Annotated in this window: 22 protein-coding genes and 2 pseudogenes; 16 read left to right on the forward strand and 8 right to left on the reverse strand. The window is 70.9% G+C overall.

The annotated features are described in order from the left end of the window. Window positions 1–56 precede the first annotated feature (56 nt). Window positions 57–284, reverse strand: coding sequence for a DUF5133 domain-containing protein (locus tag ACIHEJ_RS33245; protein WP_400141107.1), 228 nt, complete (start codon window positions 282–284; stop codon window positions 57–59). A 291-nt stretch (window positions 285–575) separates the two neighbouring features. Between ACIHEJ_RS33245 and ACIHEJ_RS33250 the strand changes: the two genes are divergently transcribed. Further along, a complete protein-coding gene (locus tag ACIHEJ_RS33250) occupies window positions 576–779 on the forward strand; it encodes a cold-shock protein (protein ID WP_400141109.1) in 204 nt (67 codons plus the stop codon). Window positions 780–1042: 263 nt separating this feature from the next. Here ACIHEJ_RS33250 and ACIHEJ_RS33255 read toward each other — a convergent pair whose 3' ends face one another. Continuing rightward, window positions 1043–1396 carry a VOC family protein gene (locus ACIHEJ_RS33255; RefSeq protein ID WP_400141111.1) on the reverse strand — a complete coding sequence of 118 codons (354 nt, stop codon included), beginning with the start codon at window positions 1394–1396 and terminating at the stop codon, window positions 1043–1045. A 57-nt stretch (window positions 1397–1453) separates the two neighbouring features. Here ACIHEJ_RS33255 and ACIHEJ_RS33260 point away from each other — a divergent pair. The 4 genes and pseudogenes from ACIHEJ_RS33260 to ACIHEJ_RS33275 all read left to right on the forward strand — a co-directional run. Next, a pseudogene (locus tag ACIHEJ_RS33260) lies at window positions 1454–1549 on the forward strand (TOBE domain-containing protein); the annotation flags it as partial. A 387-nt stretch (window positions 1550–1936) separates the two neighbouring features. After that, window positions 1937–2236: a hypothetical protein gene (locus ACIHEJ_RS33265; RefSeq protein ID WP_400141113.1), complete on the forward strand. Its 300-nt coding sequence runs from the start codon at window positions 1937–1939 to the stop codon at window positions 2234–2236. A gap of 39 nt (window positions 2237–2275) precedes the next feature. Beyond that, on the forward strand, window positions 2276–2788 hold the full coding sequence (locus ACIHEJ_RS33270; protein WP_400141115.1) for a GNAT family N-acetyltransferase: 513 nt from the start codon (window positions 2276–2278) through the stop codon (window positions 2786–2788). A gap of 319 nt (window positions 2789–3107) precedes the next feature. Next, window positions 3108–3623: a hypothetical protein gene (locus tag ACIHEJ_RS33275; protein WP_400141117.1), complete on the forward strand. Its 516-nt coding sequence runs from the start codon at window positions 3108–3110 to the stop codon at window positions 3621–3623. 64 nt (window positions 3624–3687) lie between these two features. Here the strand turns inward: ACIHEJ_RS33275 and ACIHEJ_RS33280 are convergent, their stop codons facing one another. Next, a complete protein-coding gene (locus ACIHEJ_RS33280; RefSeq protein ID WP_400141119.1) occupies window positions 3688–4677 on the reverse strand; it encodes a helix-turn-helix transcriptional regulator in 990 nt (329 codons plus the stop codon). 107 nt (window positions 4678–4784) lie between these two features. On the opposite strand from ACIHEJ_RS33280, the gene ACIHEJ_RS33285 reads away from it, so the two are divergent. Together ACIHEJ_RS33285 and ACIHEJ_RS33290 are read left to right on the forward strand one after the other, a co-directional pair. Beyond that, window positions 4785–5285 carry a hypothetical protein gene (locus ACIHEJ_RS33285; RefSeq protein WP_400141121.1) on the forward strand — a complete coding sequence of 167 codons (501 nt, stop codon included), beginning with the start codon at window positions 4785–4787 and terminating at the stop codon, window positions 5283–5285. Continuing rightward, on the forward strand, window positions 5282–6574 hold the full coding sequence (locus tag ACIHEJ_RS33290) for an APC family permease (protein ID WP_400141123.1): 1293 nt from the start codon (window positions 5282–5284) through the stop codon (window positions 6572–6574). Before ACIHEJ_RS33285 ends, ACIHEJ_RS33290 begins: the two co-directional genes overlap by 4 nt. 137 nt (window positions 6575–6711) lie before the next feature. Here ACIHEJ_RS33290 and ACIHEJ_RS33295 read toward each other — a convergent pair whose 3' ends face one another. After that, entirely contained in the window at window positions 6712–6924 is a 213-nt protein-coding gene (locus tag ACIHEJ_RS33295) for a DUF4287 domain-containing protein (protein WP_400141125.1), read from the reverse strand. Window positions 6925–7007: 83 nt separating this feature from the next. After that, a complete protein-coding gene (locus ACIHEJ_RS33300; protein ID WP_400141127.1) occupies window positions 7008–7682 on the reverse strand; it encodes a DUF998 domain-containing protein in 675 nt (224 codons plus the stop codon). A gap of 119 nt (window positions 7683–7801) precedes the next feature. On the opposite strand from ACIHEJ_RS33300, the gene ACIHEJ_RS33305 reads away from it, so the two are divergent. From ACIHEJ_RS33305 to ACIHEJ_RS33325, 5 genes and pseudogenes are all read left to right on the forward strand, one after another. Further along, a complete protein-coding gene (locus ACIHEJ_RS33305) occupies window positions 7802–8422 on the forward strand; it encodes a TetR/AcrR family transcriptional regulator (RefSeq protein ID WP_400141129.1) in 621 nt (206 codons plus the stop codon). A 797-nt stretch (window positions 8423–9219) separates the two neighbouring features. Then, window positions 9220–9879: an alpha/beta hydrolase gene (locus ACIHEJ_RS33310; RefSeq protein ID WP_400141131.1), complete on the forward strand. Its 660-nt coding sequence runs from the start codon at window positions 9220–9222 to the stop codon at window positions 9877–9879. 5 nt (window positions 9880–9884) lie between these two features. Next, on the forward strand, window positions 9885–10628 hold the full coding sequence (locus tag ACIHEJ_RS33315; protein WP_400141133.1) for a methyltransferase domain-containing protein: 744 nt from the start codon (window positions 9885–9887) through the stop codon (window positions 10626–10628). Window positions 10629–10712: 84 nt separating this feature from the next. Then, a pseudogene (locus tag ACIHEJ_RS33320) lies at window positions 10713–10835 on the forward strand (DUF1062 domain-containing protein); the annotation flags it as partial. Window positions 10836–11011: 176 nt separating this feature from the next. Further along, entirely contained in the window at window positions 11012–11722 is a 711-nt protein-coding gene (locus tag ACIHEJ_RS33325; protein ID WP_400141135.1) for a hypothetical protein, read from the forward strand. 299 nt (window positions 11723–12021) lie between these two features. Here the strand turns inward: ACIHEJ_RS33325 and ACIHEJ_RS33330 are convergent, their stop codons facing one another. Further along, window positions 12022–12678, reverse strand: a complete 657-nt coding sequence (locus ACIHEJ_RS33330) for a TetR/AcrR family transcriptional regulator (protein WP_400141137.1) — start codon at window positions 12676–12678, stop codon at window positions 12022–12024. A 140-nt stretch (window positions 12679–12818) separates the two neighbouring features. Between ACIHEJ_RS33330 and ACIHEJ_RS33335 the strand changes: the two genes are divergently transcribed. The 3 genes from ACIHEJ_RS33335 to ACIHEJ_RS33345 all read left to right on the forward strand — a co-directional run bounded on the left by ACIHEJ_RS33335 (window position 12819) and on the right by ACIHEJ_RS33345 (window position 14722). After that, window positions 12819–13658 (forward strand): patatin-like phospholipase family protein, encoded by an 840-nt coding sequence (locus tag ACIHEJ_RS33335; protein WP_400141139.1) that lies wholly within the window; start codon window positions 12819–12821, stop codon window positions 13656–13658. An 87-nt stretch (window positions 13659–13745) separates the two neighbouring features. Beyond that, window positions 13746–14264: a hypothetical protein gene (locus tag ACIHEJ_RS33340; protein ID WP_400141141.1), complete on the forward strand. Its 519-nt coding sequence runs from the start codon at window positions 13746–13748 to the stop codon at window positions 14262–14264. 44 nt (window positions 14265–14308) lie between these two features. Further along, the gene (locus tag ACIHEJ_RS33345; RefSeq protein ID WP_400141143.1) at window positions 14309–14722 is read left to right on the forward strand and encodes a hypothetical protein; all 414 of its coding nucleotides are present in this window, start codon (window positions 14309–14311) and stop codon (window positions 14720–14722) included. An 86-nt stretch (window positions 14723–14808) separates the two neighbouring features. Here the strand turns inward: ACIHEJ_RS33345 and ACIHEJ_RS33350 are convergent, their stop codons facing one another. Then, window positions 14809–15387 (reverse strand): NADPH-dependent FMN reductase, encoded by a 579-nt coding sequence (locus ACIHEJ_RS33350; protein WP_400141144.1) that lies wholly within the window; start codon window positions 15385–15387, stop codon window positions 14809–14811. A gap of 253 nt (window positions 15388–15640) precedes the next feature. Further along, entirely contained in the window at window positions 15641–15892 is a 252-nt protein-coding gene (locus ACIHEJ_RS33355) for a nuclear transport factor 2 family protein (RefSeq protein ID WP_400141146.1), read from the reverse strand. Window positions 15893–16060: 168 nt separating this feature from the next. On the opposite strand from ACIHEJ_RS33355, the gene sigJ reads away from it, so the two are divergent. After that, window positions 16061–16978 (forward strand): RNA polymerase sigma factor SigJ, encoded by a 918-nt coding sequence (sigJ, locus tag ACIHEJ_RS33360; protein ID WP_400141148.1) that lies wholly within the window; start codon window positions 16061–16063, stop codon window positions 16976–16978. Window positions 16979–17117: the final 139 nt, after the last annotated feature.

The following is a 17117-nucleotide window of genomic DNA, read 5'->3' on the forward strand; positions in this document are numbered from 1 at the left end:
GCGCCCCGTGCCGATACCAGGAGGTGAGGGTCCGCACGGATGGATGAACGAACCCGTCAGGTGGCAAGGAGTGAGTCGTCTTCGGTACGGGCACCGGGCAGGCGGTGCCGGGCCGCGATGAGGGCGGCGTCTACATCGCTGGTTCCAGTCGCCACGCACAGCGTGTAAGCGATGTCGTTCATCCGCCGGCGCACCTCTTCATGGCCCTCGTCCGCGTGCAGGACGCGCAGCGTCTCGTACTGTTCGATCAAGTTCTTCAGCACAGCGGGGTGTGCCATGAGCATCGCAGGTCTCCCTTGCAGTCACCACTCACATGGGTCGTCCACCGGCGCATGTGCCCCGCCTTGCGGACACCATTCCCGTGTCGCCGGGTCGTGCCGCTGTCGCGGTCCCGACCAGGCGTCGATCCTGTGATCCCGACCAGGCGTCGATCCTGTGATGACGCCACACCGTGTGCCGTGTCGTGAACCGGATAGGCGGCGGTGCCCGGGGTAGAACGATGTCGGCTCCTAGTGCCAAGGGAGCTGGAGCAGGCCCGGACCGGGCGGCTCCCGGTATGAACGAAGGATCGATCGATGGCCAGCGGCACCGTGAAGTGGTTCAACTCCGAGAAGGGATACGGCTTCATCGCCCAGGAGGGCGGAGGACCTGACGTCTTCGCACACTATTCCGAGATCCAGGGCGGCGGATTCCGCGAGCTCACCGAGGGCGAGCGCGTCACCTTCGAGATCGGGCAGGGCCACAAGGGGCCGCAGGCCCAGAACATCGTCCGCGGCTGACCAGCCGTACCCCTCACGGGCCAGGGCGGCTGCCGTCGGACGGCCGCCCTGGGACGCGGGCTGCGGCGTCCGTGCCCTCCTGTTTCTTCGGCTCGCGCACCAGCGCGGCCGGGTCGTAGGCGACGACCTCCACCTCCCGGTCGGCGCAGGGGAGGGTGCGGGAGACGACGTACTGCTTCAGGTGGGCGTGAGGGCTGGTGACGCGTCAGAACCCAGCCGCACCTGTAGGTGCGGGCCGGTGGCGGCGGCCGGTTCTCGCGCGGTCAGGCCGGCTGCCACAGTTCGATCCGATTGCCCTCAGGATCGGTAACCCAACCGAACCGACCGACGCCCGCCATTTCCTGGGTCTCCGGGGCTACGTCCGCTCCCTGGGCGCGCAGTTGCGCGAGCATCGCGTCCAGGTCACGGACTCGGAAGTTGAGCATGGTCTGCTGGGCGCGGGACCCGAAGTAGTCGGTCTCGGACTCGAAGGTCGCGAAGACCGTCACCCCGGCTTCCTGACGCCACAGGCCGTTCTCGTCGGCGTCCAGGCCCAGGCAGTCGCGGTACCACGCACTCAAGGCCGCAGGGTCGCCGGCCCGCATGAAGTATCCGCCGATTCCCAGCACACGTTCCATGTCCCCATCTTGTCAGGGCGGCGACCGGGCGGGCAGGCACCACACCATGACCCGGGCCGGACCCGTCTCGACGGCGGTCAGCACATCACCGCCGCGATCACCCTCGATGCCGTCGAGGACCTGGGGCTTGCCGAAGGCTCCGCGGTGCACGCGGATCTGGTTACGGACCACGCGGAGCCTCCGGGCGTGGCGGTTCCGCCTGACGCGCCCGCCGCACCGCACCGTTCGGACCCGGTGTCGGCGAGTGCCATGCGGTGCCGTGACCGGAGGCGTCCGACCGGTGCGTGCGGAGGGCCGTACGACCCGGGCGAAGTACTCCGGCGCCGCCATGCCGTCGACGGCCTCGCGGTCGGCGACCTCGGCGGTCACGGCATCAGTCTGTCGGCAGGCCTGCTGATGCGGCGAGGCTGCCCAGTGCTGCGTGGAGCGCTTCCCGCTGGGAGTCGTCGAGGCGGGCGGAGAGTTCCTCGTCCAGGGCCCGGGCCTCGGCGGCGCAGCCGGACAGGAGTTCATGGCCCCGGTCGGTGAGGGAGCTTCAGCGTGGTGGGGCTGGTTCGGCTGCCCGCCCCGGCCCTGAACCCGGGGGAGTCGGTCCACTCCGGTGTCGTCCTGTACGCCCGTGCCCACGCCGCCCGGGCCGTCCCTCTCAGCGCGGTCGTTCTGGTGCTTCTGGCCGCCGGCTCCTGGGACCTGCCCGGTCCGGTGCTGATGGTCGCGGGTCTGGCGCAGCTCGGCGACGCGGCCATCGGAGCCGCCCGCCGCAACGTGGGCATGCTGATCAGCGCGAGCGGGCTCGCCGCGGTCCATCTGGTGTCGGCCCTGTGGCTGCTGTCCCGCTGAGCCACACGGGGCCGCAGGGGGGTGTGCGAGGATCCCGGTGTGAACGATCTGCATCTTCGCCGTGCAGGTGAGGCGGACCTGGCCGTCCTGGTGCGCCTCCGTGACGACGCGGCACGCTGGATGCTGGCCCGCGGTATCACCGGACAGTGGCGGCCGGGAGAGCTGGACACGGGCCACTTCTCCCGGGTCATGGAGTACGGCGAGGTCTGGCTCGCGGAGGCCGGCGGGCGCGTCGCCGGGGCCTGGGAGCTGTGGTGGGAGGACGAGGGCGCCTGGGGGCCGCAGCCGCCCGTGGCCGGCTATGTGCACCGGCTCATGGTGGACCGGGGCGTCGCCGGGCCGGGGACGGGGAAGGCGCTGCTGAACGCGGCGGAACACCGGGTGGCGGCGGTGGGCAGGACCTGTGTACGCCTGGACTGCTTGGCCGGAAACGCGCGGCTCAACGCCTATTACCGGCACGCTGGTTACCGCGTGGTGGGCCTCAAGGAGGGCAAGCCACAGCCGGGCGGGACGCCGAAGTCCTTCACGCTGCTGGAGAAACAGCTTCGGTAGGCATGGTGGGGCCCGGGGCCCTGCTGGAGGCGTTCGGTCCTTGGCACTCCAGGCGCGTTCGCCGTCGGTAGCGTGATCGAGTCGGCGCAGGCCGTCCTCCGCGCGGCACTTCAGCAGCTCCGTGACCTTCTGTGGGATCGGGCAACGTCAGCCACTGCGACGGCGTACGCCCGTACAGGCGAGCACCACCGTCGGCATCGACACCCATTATTGGTCTGGCCGTGCCGTGACCACACGCATGTCCCCTGGTCGGGGACGCGTCCTCGCAGGGCGGCTGGGATCAGTCCGGAAACGCTGGGAAGAGAGTGAGGGGTTGGCGATGGATCTGGTACTCGACCCGCCGCGCGGAGTTGCGCCGATCCTGCTCGGCATGACGCTCGACGAGGCGGTTGCCGCGGCGTCCGACTGGGGCGAGCCCCGCGTGCCGCGACGCCCGGGCCGAAATTCGGCGAAGGCGTCCTGGACCCTCGACCACGTTTCCGTACAGGCCCTGGCCGAGGACGGAATCCATGTCACCGCCGTCGAGTTGTGGTGGCCCGGTGAGGGCCGTGTGTCCGGCACACGCGTCCTGCTCGAGGGGGACGAGGTGTTCACCACACCCGCCGCGACCCTCTTCCAGCGAGCCGCCGAGCGAGGCAGCACGGTCGATACGTCGCAGCCCGAGTACCCCGTGATCCCCGGGGTGTCGCTGGGCTTCACCCGACAGACCTCACAGAACGTCGAGCGTGACGCCGACGGCCTGCCGACGTGCGTCACCTCGGTCCTGGTGGGAGACGAGAACTACTACACCTACCTTTACGAAGAAGGCGGTCGACAGCGTCTCGATGCGAAGTGACCGGGCCGGAAGGCATGACGGAGCTTTTGTCGCCGCGTGCACATCGGCCACGAGGAGCTGAGTGTCACGGGGCGGCGGGTGGTTGCCGGTAGACGGCGGCCAGGGCGGTGATGGTCTGCGCCATGGCTGCTCTGAGTCCGGCGGGGGCTACCACCTCGGCTTCTGCGCCGAGCCGTAGGAGCATGCCGACGGCGTGTTCGATGGACTCGGTGGGGACGACGACCTGGATGCGTCCGTCGGCGTCCGGCGGGCCGGCGCTGTCCTGGGCGGCGCGTGCCACTGCCGGTTCCCAGAGGTCGGGCAGCTGGTTCAGGATCCGTGGTGAGAGCCGTACCACCGCCTCGCCCGTGTGCCGGCGGGCGTCGAAGTCGGCCAGGTAGGACTGCCAGTGCGCGGCCAGGTCGAAGTCGGCGGGCCGCTCGAAGCGTTCCTCCAGCACCTGGATCCGCAGGATGTGGGAGATGCGGTAGGTGCGCACCTGCTCCCGTCGGCCCGCGACCAGGTACCAGCGGCCGGACTTGAGTACCAGCCCGTAGGGCTCCAGGGTCCGGGTGACTTCCTGGGGAGCTTTCCACCGCCGGTAGCGGACGCGGATGCGACGTTGCCGCCATACGGCGTCGCTCACGGCGGCCAGGTGCGGGGTGGAGTCTGCTTCGGCGTACCAGCCGGAGGTGTCGAGGTGGAACCGCTGCCGTATCCGTGCGGTGTCCTCGCGTAGTTCGTCGGGCAGTGCCGCCGCCAGCTTGAGCTGGGCGGTGGCGAGTACGGTGCCGAGCCCGAGGTCCGCGGCCGGCCCGGGCAGTCCGGCCAGCCAGAGCGCCTCCGCCTCCTGGCGGGTCAGCCCGGTCAGGCGGGTGCGGTAGCCGTCGACGAGCCGATAACCGCCGTCGTGACCGGGCTCGCCGTAGAGGGGGACTCCGGCGGCGGCGAGCGATTCGATGTCCCGGTACATCGTGCGGACGGACACCTCCAGCTCGTCGGCCAGCTGTCGGGCGGTCATCCGGCCGCGGGCCTGGAGCAGCAACAGGATGTTCAGCAGTCGACTCGCACGCACGGGGCAAGTCTGCCGCACTCCACTGACATGGGATGTCAGGGAATCCGGATTAGCTTTCCGGCCGTGCGCACACCCAGCGCACCGGACACGGCAAAGGACAGGCGCAGATGAGTACTTCATCCCTCCGCAAACCCGGCATCGGCGACTTCGACTTCCTCGTGGGCACCTGGGAGGTGACGAACCGGCGGCTGATCGCGCCGCTGACCGGCAGCACCGAGTGGGACGAGTTCCCGGGCACCGTGGTCTGTCACGGCACTCTGTTCGGCGGAGCCGCCAACCTTGACGAGATCAGCTTTCCGACCAGAGGGTTCAGCGGCCTGACGCTCCGCCTGTTCGACCCGGTCCACGCGCAGTGGTCCCTGAACTGGGTGAGCAGCCGGACCGGGCTGCTGCAGCCGCCCGTCGTCGGCCGGTTCCGCGACGACGGATGCGGCGAGTTCCACGGCGAGGACACCCACGACGGCAGGCCGGTGCTGTGCCGCTTCGTCTGGTCGCGGATCACCCCGACGTCGGCCCGCTGGGAACAGGCGTTCTCGGCCGACGGCGGGCAGAGCTGGGAGACCAACTGGACGATGGACTTCCGCCGGACCGGGGAAGGCTCCGCGTGAGCAGGGTGCAGGCCACGCGGGAAGGCGCGGCCCCGCCGGCCGGGACACTGACCGTGTGGCAGGGAGCGGCGCTGTACGTCGGCGCCGTCCTCGGCACCGGTGTGATCGCCCTCCCCGCGCTGGCGGCACGGGCGGCCGGACCGGCCTCGCTGCTGGCCTGGCTCGCACTGGTCCTGCTGTCGGTGCCCCTGGCGACCACGTTCGCCGCGCTGGGCGCCCGGTACCCGGACGGCGGCGGCGTCTCCACCTACGTCCGGCATGCCTTCGGCGCACGGGCGGCGGCGGTGGTCGGCTGGTGCTTCTACTTCGCCGTACCCGCCGGTGCTCCGGCAGCGGGGATGTTCGCCGGCGCCTACGTCGAGGCGTCGGTCGGCGGCGGCCGACGCACGGTGGTGGCCACTGCGGCCGTGCTGGTGATTCTCGTCGCGGTGGCCAATGGCTTCGGAGTGAGTTTCACGGGCCGTATGCAACTCGCGCTCGCGGTGGGGCTTGTGGTGCTGTTGCTGGCCGCCGTGGTCAGCGCACTGCCGCACGCGCACGTGCGCAACCTGCGGCCCTTCGCACCGCACGGTTGGCCCGCGATCGGCTCGGCCGCGGCACTGCTGGTGTGGAGCTTCGCAGGCTGGGAGGCCATCACCCACCTGGCAGCCGATTTCCGCCGTCCGGCGCGAGATCTGCCCCGGGCGGCCGGCCTGGCGGTCGCCGTGGTCGGCGTGCTCTACCTCGCCGTCGCCGCCACCAGCGTGCTCGTACTCGGTCCGGCCGCAGGCACCGTCGGCGCCCCGCTGGCCGAACTGCTCGCCCTCGGCCTCGGCGGAGGCGTTCACGCACTGGCCGCAGCCGCTGCCGTGCTGCTCACTCTCGGCACGATGAACGCCTACTTCGCCGGAGCGGCGAAACTGGGCGCGGCGCTCGGCCGGGACGGCGCGCTGCCCCTCTGGTTCAGTCAGGGAAGCAGTGTCGGCGAGGTGCCGCGGCGCAGCCTGGCCGTCGTGTCGGGGCTGTCGTATCTCGCCCTCGCCGCCACCACGGCCGCCGCCGTCGGCCCGCGGCCGCTGGTCCTGCTCACCACCGGATCGTTCGTGACCGTGTACGCCCTGGGTACCGCCGCCGCCCTGCGCCTGCTTCCTCGTGGCGCCCTGCCCCACCGTTCGGCACTTGTCGCGCTCGTCGCGGTGGCGGTGCTGCTCGTCATGACGGGCTGGTACCTGCTCTGGCCGCTGATGGTCACTGCCGGCGCACTGGGCTACCTGCGGTGGCGCCGTGCGGCAGGTTCTCCCGTGTCCTGACGTGACCGGCGTTCCGCATCAGATCAATGGCCTTGGGGCGGCCACCGCGGCTGCGGCGGTCGCCCCGGGTGCCGCGGGACGCGGGGGTCTGCGCGTTCGGACGCCGGTGGTGGTCGAGCCCCGGCGTCCTGGGGAGGCTACTGCTGGGCGCCTTCGGCCAGGGTGTGCGCCACCAGGGCGTTGGCGTGACCGTGTCCCAGGCCGTGTTCGGTCTTGAGCCAGGTGACGAGTTCCATGTGCTTGGTCAGCGGCGAGGTGCGGATCAGGTCCTTCCACTCGGCTATCGGGCGACCGTACTTCTTCTCGATCGAGGGGAAGTAGCTGGCGGGGCCCTTGACCGGTGCAGCCATGGCGCAATCTCCTGTCGGTTCGGTTCGGTTCGGTTCGGTTGCGGGGTGTGCGGCGGTGCGGGTGGCGAAGCGGGATCGAGTGGCTACTGCCGCGTCAGGGAAGCCGATCGGGCCAGTCGGACCGTCAGGGCGCTGAGCCACAGCAGGCCGAGTCCCGCCCCGGCGGTGAAGGCCGCCACCGTGACGGACGAGGCCGCGAAGCCGGCGAGGACGCCCGCCGGCACGAGCCGGGAGGCAAGGGTCCAGCCGCGCTGACCCAGGGCGGTGAAGTGCCGGGCCAGGACCAGGGACGCGGCGCACAGCGCGAGGTAACCGGTCATGGCGCAGGCCATGTGGATGGCGCCGTGCGTGCTCAGGGTCCCGGCGGGTGCCTCGGGAGCGCCTGCCGGAAAGCCGGCTCCGGGGTCGGGCGCGAAGAGGGCGGCGAGGAGGAACGAGGCGCCGAAGACGCCGACCAGACGCGGTGCCCAGGTGGCGCCCGGCGTGCCACGCAGCACCTGACGCAGCCCGGCCGCTCCGGCGATGGTCAGCGTGCCGGTCAGCAGGAAGACGGTGACCTGGATCCAGCCGAGGGCGCCGAGGCTGAGCTGACTGATCGCGTTGCGGGAGAAGTCGAATCCCTGCCGGGTCAGGCCCTGGAGGAGTCCCGCGCCGAGGAAGAGGGGGCCTGCCGCGATGCCGCCGGCCAGCAGGAGTCCCGCTGCGGGCCGGGCCGGGGTCGTCTTTGCGGCGGCCCGGGGGCTGATCGCGTGGGTCATGCGGGACCTTCCTTGTCCGGAACAGCGACGGAACTAGACGGTGTAGTACCGGGTGGGAACTGGACGGTACAGTACTCGTAGTCAAACTGGACTGTCCAGTACTCATCGAGGGAGGCGTCATGGACCCCACCACGCAAGGCCGGTCCGCGCGCAAACACCAGGCGATCATGGAGGCCGCGACCCAGGTGTTCCTGGAGAAGGGCTATCCCGGCACGAGCATGGACGACATCGCCAAGCTGGCCGCGGTGTCCAAGCAGACCGTGTACAAGCACTTCGCCGACAAGGAGAAGCTGTTCGCGGAGATCGTCCTGGCCACCACCGACCGGGTCGACGCCATGGTCGATCTGGTGGCCGACATCCCCGCCGACGCCGCCTCCATGGAGGAGAACCTGAACCGGCTCGCCCGCCGGTTCCTGGGTGCCCTCACCCAGCCCGAGGTCCTCCAGCTGCGGCGCCTGATCATCGCCAACGCCGAAGCCTTCCCCGAACTGGGCACCGCCTGGTACGAAAGGGGCTTCGAGCGGGTCCTGGACACGCTGGCGGCCACTTTCGGGCGCCTGGCCGGCCAGGGGCTGCTCCGCACGGACGACCCGCTCCTGGCGGCCAACCACTTCGCCGGTCTGCTGCTGTGGATCCCGGTGAACAAGGCGATGTTCACCGGCTCGCTCCAGCACACCGAAGCCGACCTCGATCACTACACAGCTGCCGGTGTCCGGGCCTTCCTTGCCGCATACCGCTGACGCCACGCCGAAGCGCCGCATCCGACGGACGCCGAAGAGGCCCGCATGCCCTGGTGCGAACGCCCCGTGGAACGCGACGGCGTCCGCCTCTCCCGCCGGGACCGGGGCGGACAGGGCCGGCCCGCCGTCCTGCTCCACGGCCGGGCACGCCGGCGAACGGGACGACCTCGCCCGAACCTCGAGGCACGGCTACCGTGTCGTCGCTGTGGACCAGCGCGGTCACGACGCCTGCGAACGCCCCCCGCGCGATGAGAGCCGCGCCGCCCACGTCGTCGGCATCACGGCCGTCGCAGACCAACTCCACCTGGACCGGCCCGCCCTGTGGGCCGGTCCCCGGGCGGCCGCACCACCATGCCCACCGTCGCCGCGCATCCCGGCCCGGTCGGTGCGCTCGCCTTCGTCGAGGCGGGCCCCGGCGGTCCGAACCCGAACGTGAAGGCCGAGACCGGCGCCTTGCTCGACGGACGGCCGACACCGTTCCCCTCACGCCGGGCGGCCCTCGACTTCTTCGACGGCGGAGCGGTCGGCGAGTCCTGGGCCGCCGGCCCGGAGAAACGGAACGACGGACGGTGGCCGCGTTTCGACCACGAGGTGATGGTCGCCCCACCGGCCGAGAACGCCCGCCGGTCCTTCTGGGATGAGTGGACGAGCATCACCTGCCCGACCCCTCGAGCGTCGGCGCCCGGCGTCTCGGAAACGAAGCGTTCTGCTGTCAGCCGAGACTGCCCCGCCGTCCGTGGCCCAGGCGACAGGATCGTCCCATGCAACCGGTCTTCGTTCTCGTACACAGTCCGTCCGTGGGTCCCTCGACCTGGCAGCCTGTGGCCGATCACCTGATGGCGGCGGGACACCAGGTACGGGTGCCGTCCCTGCTGCACGTCAGCGAGGGAGCTCCGCCCTTCTGGCCCCGTGTCGCGGAGGCCGTACGCGACGATCTGCGGCAGGTTCCGACCGGCAACCCCGTCTCGCTGGTGGTGCACAGCAACGCAGGCCTGTTTCTCCCGGTGATCCGCTCGGCCCTCGACCATCCGGTGGCCGGCTCGGTGTTCGTCGATGCCGCACTGCCGGCCCGGAGCGGACCGACCCCTGTCGCCACCCCCGAGTTGTTGGAGTTCCTCCGCCCGAAGGCTGTGCACGGCCGGCTGCCGCGCTGGACCGATTGGTGGGACGAAGCCGACGTGGCACCGATGTTCTCTGATCCGACGGTGCGGCAGACAGTCGTCGAGGAGCAGCCAAGCCTGCCGCTGTCCTACTACGAGCAGTACGTCCCGGTCCCCGACGCCTGGGACGACCACCCCTGTTCCTACTTGCTGTTCGGCCCTCCGTATGACGACTTTGCCACCGAGGCGCAGGAACGCGGCTGGCGCGTGGCGCACCTGCCCGGCGCACATCTCCACCAGATCGTCGATCCCGTGGGCACGGCCCGGCAGCTCGTCGAACTCGCGACTGCATACTGACTGTCATGGCCACCTATGACACGCTCGGCGCGACCTACTCCCGGACACGGCAGCCTGACCCGCGGATAGCAGCCCAGATCCACGGCGCTGTCGGGGACGCCGCCGACGTGATCAACGTCGGAGCGGGCAGCGGTTCCTACGAGCCGCCGCAGACGGTCCTCGCGGTCGAACCCAGCGGGGTCATGATCAGCCAGCGTCCGGCGGGAGCCGCACCGGCGGTGCGGGCGGTCGCGGAACATCTCCCGCTGGGCGACAACGCCGCCGATGTGGTGATGGCGTTGCTGACCGTGCACCACTGGGCCGACCTGAGGGCCGGCATCGAAGAACTGCGCAGGGTGGCCCGCCGCCGGATCGTCGTCCTGACCTGGGACCAGGACATCTTCCGCGAGCGGTTCTGGCTCGTACGTGACTATCTCCCCGAGGCCGCCGCGTTCGACGACGCCCGCGCCGTCCCTCCCGGCCGGCTCGTCGACTTGCTCGGCGGGGGACGCCAGGAGCCGGTCCCCGTTCCCCACGACTGCATCGACGGCTTCGGCGCCGCATACTGGCGCCGCCCCCATGCCTACCTCGACCCGCATGTCCGCGCGAGCATCTCCATGCTGGCCCAGACCGGCGACCAGGCACTCGAGGCGGGGCTTGCCCGGCTCGCGGATGACTTGTCGGCCGGTCGCTGGCACACCCGCTACGCCGACCTGCTCGGCCACGAGACCACGGATGTCGGCTACCGGCTCATCGTGAGCGACCTCTGACCACGTACGGGGTCCGGGCAGCCGTCGTCCACCCGAGAGGGCCGTCGCCGCGATCCGGCCTGGCCCGGTCCGTGATCCGCCGGGCGGCTGCACGGCAACGACCCAGGCCTTGTAGCCGAGTTGCCTCAGGATCCGGTCCTGCGGCGCCGTAATCGCACCACCTTCGACTGGGACGACTCCTGGCGCCTCGACGGAGGGGAAACTCATTTCGGCAGTCCGGCAGTCCGGCAGTCCAGCAGTCCGGCTGAGCGGCAGGCTCTCCGGCGACTTCACCTTCATGCTGGGGCGCTGAGTTCTCCTGGTCCGGTGTGGGCGGGATGGGTAGATTCCCGCATCGGGAGCATGGAGACGGGCTCGGACAAGCCGACGGGAGGCGCACTGAGATGGCAGAGAGTGTCGGCCGGACACCGGCTGCCTGGCCCGACAGGGTGTGGCGCAAGGCTCGCTGGGCATTGCTCTCGGTGCTGCTGCTCTCGTTCGTCACCACGCTGCTGCACGTCGTACCGGCCCACGGATCCACGCACGCGCTGGTGACGGACATCAGGGCCGGGCGCACGCACACGGTGCAGACGGACGCCCAGGGCAGGGTTGTCACCGTGCGTTGGAACACCGGCCTGCTCGACGACCACAGTTACGTCTACCGGCCGACATCCTTCGTCGCGGGCACCCATGAGGCCGACCTGGACCTCAGGGCGACCGTGGACCGGGCAGCGGGTGCCTCCGCGCGGTCGGTGCGCTTCAGCGAGTACGACGCCACCTACGGCGCCGGAGGCCTGAGCCTGCTGTTCCCCGTCGGCTACGTCCTGCTCGTTCCCTGGACTTGGCTCAGGCTTCTGGTGATGTCCACGGGGGTCGTCGTCCTGATCCGGATGATCACCGCCCGTCGTCACCGTCTGGCCACCGGCCCGGCCTGGGTCCTGGCCGCACTCGTCACCGGTGCGGGCTTCGTGGGATACCTCTGGGTCGAATCCGGGCAGCAGCGATCGCCTGCCAAGGCCCCGCATCGGCGCGGCGCGTGGCTGGCCTCGCTGGCCTCCGCTGCCTCCACGGCCGCCCTCGCAGCCACCGTGCTTCTCGCAGCCGGTCGGCTGTGATCCGGTGGGGCGGGGCGGGAGGAGTCGCGGTGCCGGGCTGCGGCCCGGCACCCGTCGGCAGAGGGCGGGTCGGTCTGCCCATCCGACCTGCGCAGGTGGGGTTCACCGGCGCATTGCTTGCGCGGAGCACAGGGGCACGGCCTGCGCTGTGCGTATGTCACCCGGCCCGTGGGCGATCCGCCCACCTCCGACGACAGCTTCGACGTGTACGCCCGCAGTCCGGCTGATCCGGCCGACCAACTCGACGAACGCCGCGAGGCTTTACGGCTGCTGTTCGCCCTGCTCGCGATTGAACCTCCTCAGCGCCGCCTGTGCGGACCCAGGCTCAGCAGCACCGTGCCGAGCTGGGCCGAAGTGAGTGCCGGTGTGGGCAGAGGGGGTGTGGCCGAGCCGGCGCGAAGGCCGTCCAGGAGCAGGGAGAGCGGGCGGAGCCAGGCATCCGGGGCGACCGTGGTGAGCGCGGGCACTGCCCGGCCCAGTGCTGCCAGGGCGAAGAGCACGTCCTCGGTGGTGAGGTCCGGGCGGATGATGCCCTGCTGCTGACCGCGCCGGAGCAGTCCGTCGATGGTTTCCCGGTTGTGGGCGTGGATCGCCTCCAGGGAAGTGACGCCTTCCAGGTGCGTGGTCATGAGGTCGTTGGTGCCGCGGTCCGCGGCCAGGCCCGCGAACACCGTCCGCAGGTAATCCGTGAGTCCTTCCCATGCGTCTTCGGCGGTTCGTGCCCGCTCGCCCGCCGCCATGGTTTCGGTGAGCGCATCCCGGAAGACCTCGTCGACGAGCGCGGCACGGGTCGGGAAGTGACGATAGAGGGTGGCGTTGCCCACACCGGCCCGCCGGGCGATGTCGTCGAGGGGGGCATCCAGGCCCTGCTCGGCGAAGACCTCGCGGGCCTTGTCCGTCAGCAACTTCCGGTTGCGCAGCGCGTCGCGGCGTCCTACCGGCGGACGGTCGCCCATCGTGTCTCCCTCTTCCTCTGCCCGTACCGGGGATCCCTCCCCGGTACGGATGTTATCGTCAACCGAGTAAGCGGGGACTGTTCCCCGTTTCGTCTCGCGCGGACGGGTCGTTCGCGGTCGTTCGTAGGGAAGGGGAAGACGTGTCCGGCAGCGCACTCGTGCTCGGCGGCGGCGGACCGGTGGGCGGGGCCTGGTTGACCGGAGTACTCGCCGGGCTCACCGAGGCCGGGATCGATCTCGCCGGCGCCGACGTCGTGATCGGGACCTCCGCCGGTGCCGTCTTCGGATCCCGGCTCCTGTCCGGCGTTCCGGCTGCAGAGCTGTACGAGCGCCAGCTCTCCGGTGCGGACGCGGTCCGTCTGCCGGTGACAGTGCGCCAGACGGCTCGCTTCCTGTGGGCGGCGCTCGGCTCCCGCGATCCCGAGCGGTCCATCGAACGCCTGGCCCAGGCAGCGACACGCGCCCGGACCGGTGCGGAATCGGAGGTGTTCGACACGGTCGGCGCATTGCTGGGCGACGTGGACGACTGGCCCGAGCGAGAGCTGAGAATCACCGCGATCGACGCGCGGACCGGACAACTCGAGGTGTTCGATTCGCACTCCGGGGTGACGCTTCTCGAAGCGGTCGCGGCGAGCTGCGCCGTGCCCGTCGTATGGCCGCCGGTCACCGTAGCGGGGCGTCGCTGGGTGGACGGTGGCAGTCGTTCGACCGCCAACCTCCAGCTCGCACGCGAGTACAGCCGGGTACTGGCGGTCGTGCCGATCCCTCAGGCGGTCGGTCCCCATCCGAGCGCCTCGCAGCAGGCCGCGGAACTGTCCGACGGCGGGGCACGCGTCGTCCTGCTGTCCCCGGACCGTGCCGCGCGCCGCACCATGGGCCGCAACATGACGGACGACACGCGCCGCCCGGCTGCCGCCCGCGCGGGCCACGCCCAGGCCAGTGCACTGGCCTCTTCGGTAGCGGACCGCTGGCAAGGGTGACGTGCGTGCGAATGATCCACCGATCACGAGGTGGGGGGCGAAAAAGGGTTCGTCGCCTGTCGTCCAGCGGCGCTAGCCTCGCCGATCATGGGAGCACGAGCGCAGTACGTGGTGGTCGAGAACGGCACCTGGCAGCGGTACTGCTCGCACTGCGCCGCCCACCGGGTGGTCGACGATCTGCTGCCCGGTCCGGTCGCGGCGACGCGCTGCTTCCGCGCCAACCGGGAGATCGACGAATGGCTCGACGACACGTGGTGCGAGGGCGCCGCGCTCGTCGACCATGACCGCCGGATCCTGCTCTGGTTCGCGTTCGCGGACGGCTGGGCCGACCACCTCGCCGCCCGCGCCGTGCTGGCCCGGACATGGCCCGGCTGGGATGTCCGCTTCGCACACGACGGCATGGGCGATCTGACGCACCACCTGGGCCTCGGCAGGGACCTGACCCGCGCGCCGGACTGGTTCGAGACCATCGGGCCGTCCGGTTCGCGGGCACCGGGGACACCGAGCCCTGGACCGTCGTCTCCCTGCGCCTGCCCGCCGGCGGCGTTCGTGCGTGGGGCAGCGCTTGGGAGCCTGTCGATCACGTCGCCGGCGGTCCCGGCCTGATCGACCTGCTCGGCGCGTCGTCCACCGGCCCTCCGTCCACGGACATGCCGTACGGCGGCGTCCATTTCGATCCGCAGGTGCGCACCGTCTCGCTCTGGGCCGTGCAGACCGTGGCCGGCATCCACAACTGGCCGCTGCCGGGCTGGGAGAACTGGGTGCTCGACTTCCGCGGCGACGACCACACCCGGCAAACCGGCCTGCTTCCCGCGGACTTCGCCTTCCCGCAGTCTTCGCTCGCGACCGCACTACGGCGGCTCAGCGAGGGCCTCGGCACCCCGCCGCCCGACCACGACGCGCTCCTTGGCCGCGCAACGGCGGCGCCTGGTCCGGATGGCACCGCCCCCGTGGTGGACCCCGCTGCCCTGCAACCGCACGAACCGGCCGATCCCACCCCGGCCGAACTCGCCGAGCTGCGCACGGCACTCCGAGCGCTGGTCGCGCAGGCGGAGACCGACTGACCACCGAACGTGAGGTGGCGGTCCGCTCCGGTCGGGGAACCGGGCGCGGACCGCCACGGGGTCATACCGCCGACCCGGGGCGTTGTTCAGACGGCGGCGGCCTGGGAAGCGGCGCGCAGCGGTGCGAGCGCGGTGCTCCAGGCGACGACCTGATCCAGCAGTGTGTCCAGCGCGGCGACGCTGTGGTCGGCCGGCTGGAAGGCGGTGTAGTTCTCGAACTCGGTCATCAGTGACAGCGTGACCTGCTGGCCCACGTCGGCCATCCGCAGCGCACCGCAGATCAGCCGCAGTTGTTCGGCCGCCCGGGCGCCGCCGACGACGCCGTAGGAGACGAATCCGGCCGCCTTGTCGTTCCATTCCGCGTAGAGGTGGTCGAGGGCGTTCTTGAGCACCCCGGAGGTGGAGTGGTTGTACTCGGGGGTGACCATGACGAACCCGTCGAACGAGGCGATCCTGGCCGCCCAGGCCCGTGTGTGCGCGTGCTGGTAGTGGCCCTGCATGGCCGCCAGCGGCTCGTCCAGGTGGGGGAGCGGGTGGTCACGCAGGTCGATCAGCTCGAACTCGGCGTCGCCGCGGCGTGATGCGATGTCATGGACCCACGTGGCGACCTGTTCGCCGTTGCGGTTGGGGCGGGTGCTGCCGAGGATGATGCCGATCCTGATCATGTCCGGTTCTCCTGTTCGGTCTGTGAAGCGAGGTGTGGTGCGGCGAATCCGTCAGCGGGCGGCCGCGCCGCGCGGGGGTACGGAGCGCGTCAGGGGGCTCTCGTCGAGGTACCGGATCTCACGGAAGCGTTCGGTGAACCTCCAGCCGTCCGGGATCCGCCGGTAGCGGTCGTGTCAGATGGCGTGGTTCACCCCGGAACGGCCGTCGCCGCCGCGCCCGACCCCGGACATGTACGCACGCCCGGACGCGGTGTCACCGTCGAGGTGGATCACGCCCATGGGCGTCCTGCACCAGGAACTCCACGAAATCCGGTACCCGTCGGCCCCAGGGGCGGATCTGCTCCCGGCCGGACATCTCGGCGGGGATGTCCGGCATCCGCCACACGCCGTCCGGTGTGAACAGCGACGCGACACGGTCGTGGTCACGCATCATCACCGCGTCGGTGAACTCACCGCGCAGCGCCTCTGTCTCGACCCGGTCCGCGATCGTCCGAAAGTCGCTCATCGGTTCCTCCCTGCCACATCCACGGGGGAATGCTGTGCCGTCGTCAGCAGTACGACGGCGCAGCTCCCCGAGATGTCAGGCGAGACGCCGACCGCACATTCCGGTGCCCTGTCTCGTCGATCCGGTGAGCGCAGATCCGATCGATGCGGGACAAGGGGAGGACGGACCGTGACCACCGGAGACGATCAGAGCCTGGACGCGATCACGAGCGAGCGGCGTCAGCTGATCAATCTCGCCTACCGGCTGCTGGGCTCCCTGGCCGAGGCCGAGGACGCCGTCCAGGAGACCTACGCCCGCTGGTACGCCATGTCCCGCCGGCAGCAGGACGCCATCGAGTCCCCCGGCGCCTGGCTGACGAAGGTCGCGGGCCGCATCTGCCTGGACCTGCTCCGCTCGGCACGGGCCCGGCGCGAGCGCTACGTGGGCGAATGGATTCCCGAGCCGCTGCCCGAACCCTCCCAGTGGACGACCGGGCCGGCAGGCGGCGCCACGGCCGACCCGGCCGACCGGGTGACGCTCGACGAGTCGGTGAACATGGCCTTCCTCGTCGTGCTCGAATCGATGACCCCGGCCGAACGCGTCGCGTTCATCCTGCACGACGTCTTCCGCTACTCCTTCGCCGAAGTCGCCGAGATCGTCGGCCGCACCCCGGCGGCCTGCCGTCAGCTGGCCTCCTCCGCGCGCCGCCGCATCCGCGCCTCGCACACGCCGGAGACCCCGGCGGCCCACCAGGCCGGCATCGTCAGGGACTTCAGGCAGGCATGGCAGGCCAAGGACATCAGTGCCCTCATGGGCCTGCTCGATCCCGACGCCACAGTGATCGCCGACGGCGGCGGCCTCACCGGAGCCTCACTCCACCCCGTCGAAGGCAACGAGCGGATCGCGCGCCACCTGACGGACCTCTTCGCCAAGGCGCCCGGGGACCTGACCGTCATGGAGCGCACCGTCAACGGCCGGCCCGGCCTGGTCGCTCAGCAAGACGGCCGCACCGTGGCGGTGTACGCGTTCGACATCGTGGGGGACCACATCACTCACATCTGGGCCGTACTCAACCCCGACAAGCTCCGCCCCTGGACGACGGTCTGACAGCAGGTCGGCGCAGGCGCCGTTCCGTGCAGGTGGGTGCCCGCGGGGAACGGCTGGTCTCTGCGCGGCTGAGCACGGCCGTTCGGGTCAGCGGGCGTCATGGGGAGGCCGGCCGGTCTCTCCTGGACCGGCCGGCCCC

This window comes from Streptomyces sp. NPDC052301, from assembly GCF_044593395.1.
In the GTDB taxonomy this organism is placed as follows: domain Bacteria; phylum Actinomycetota; class Actinomycetes; order Streptomycetales; family Streptomycetaceae; genus Streptomyces.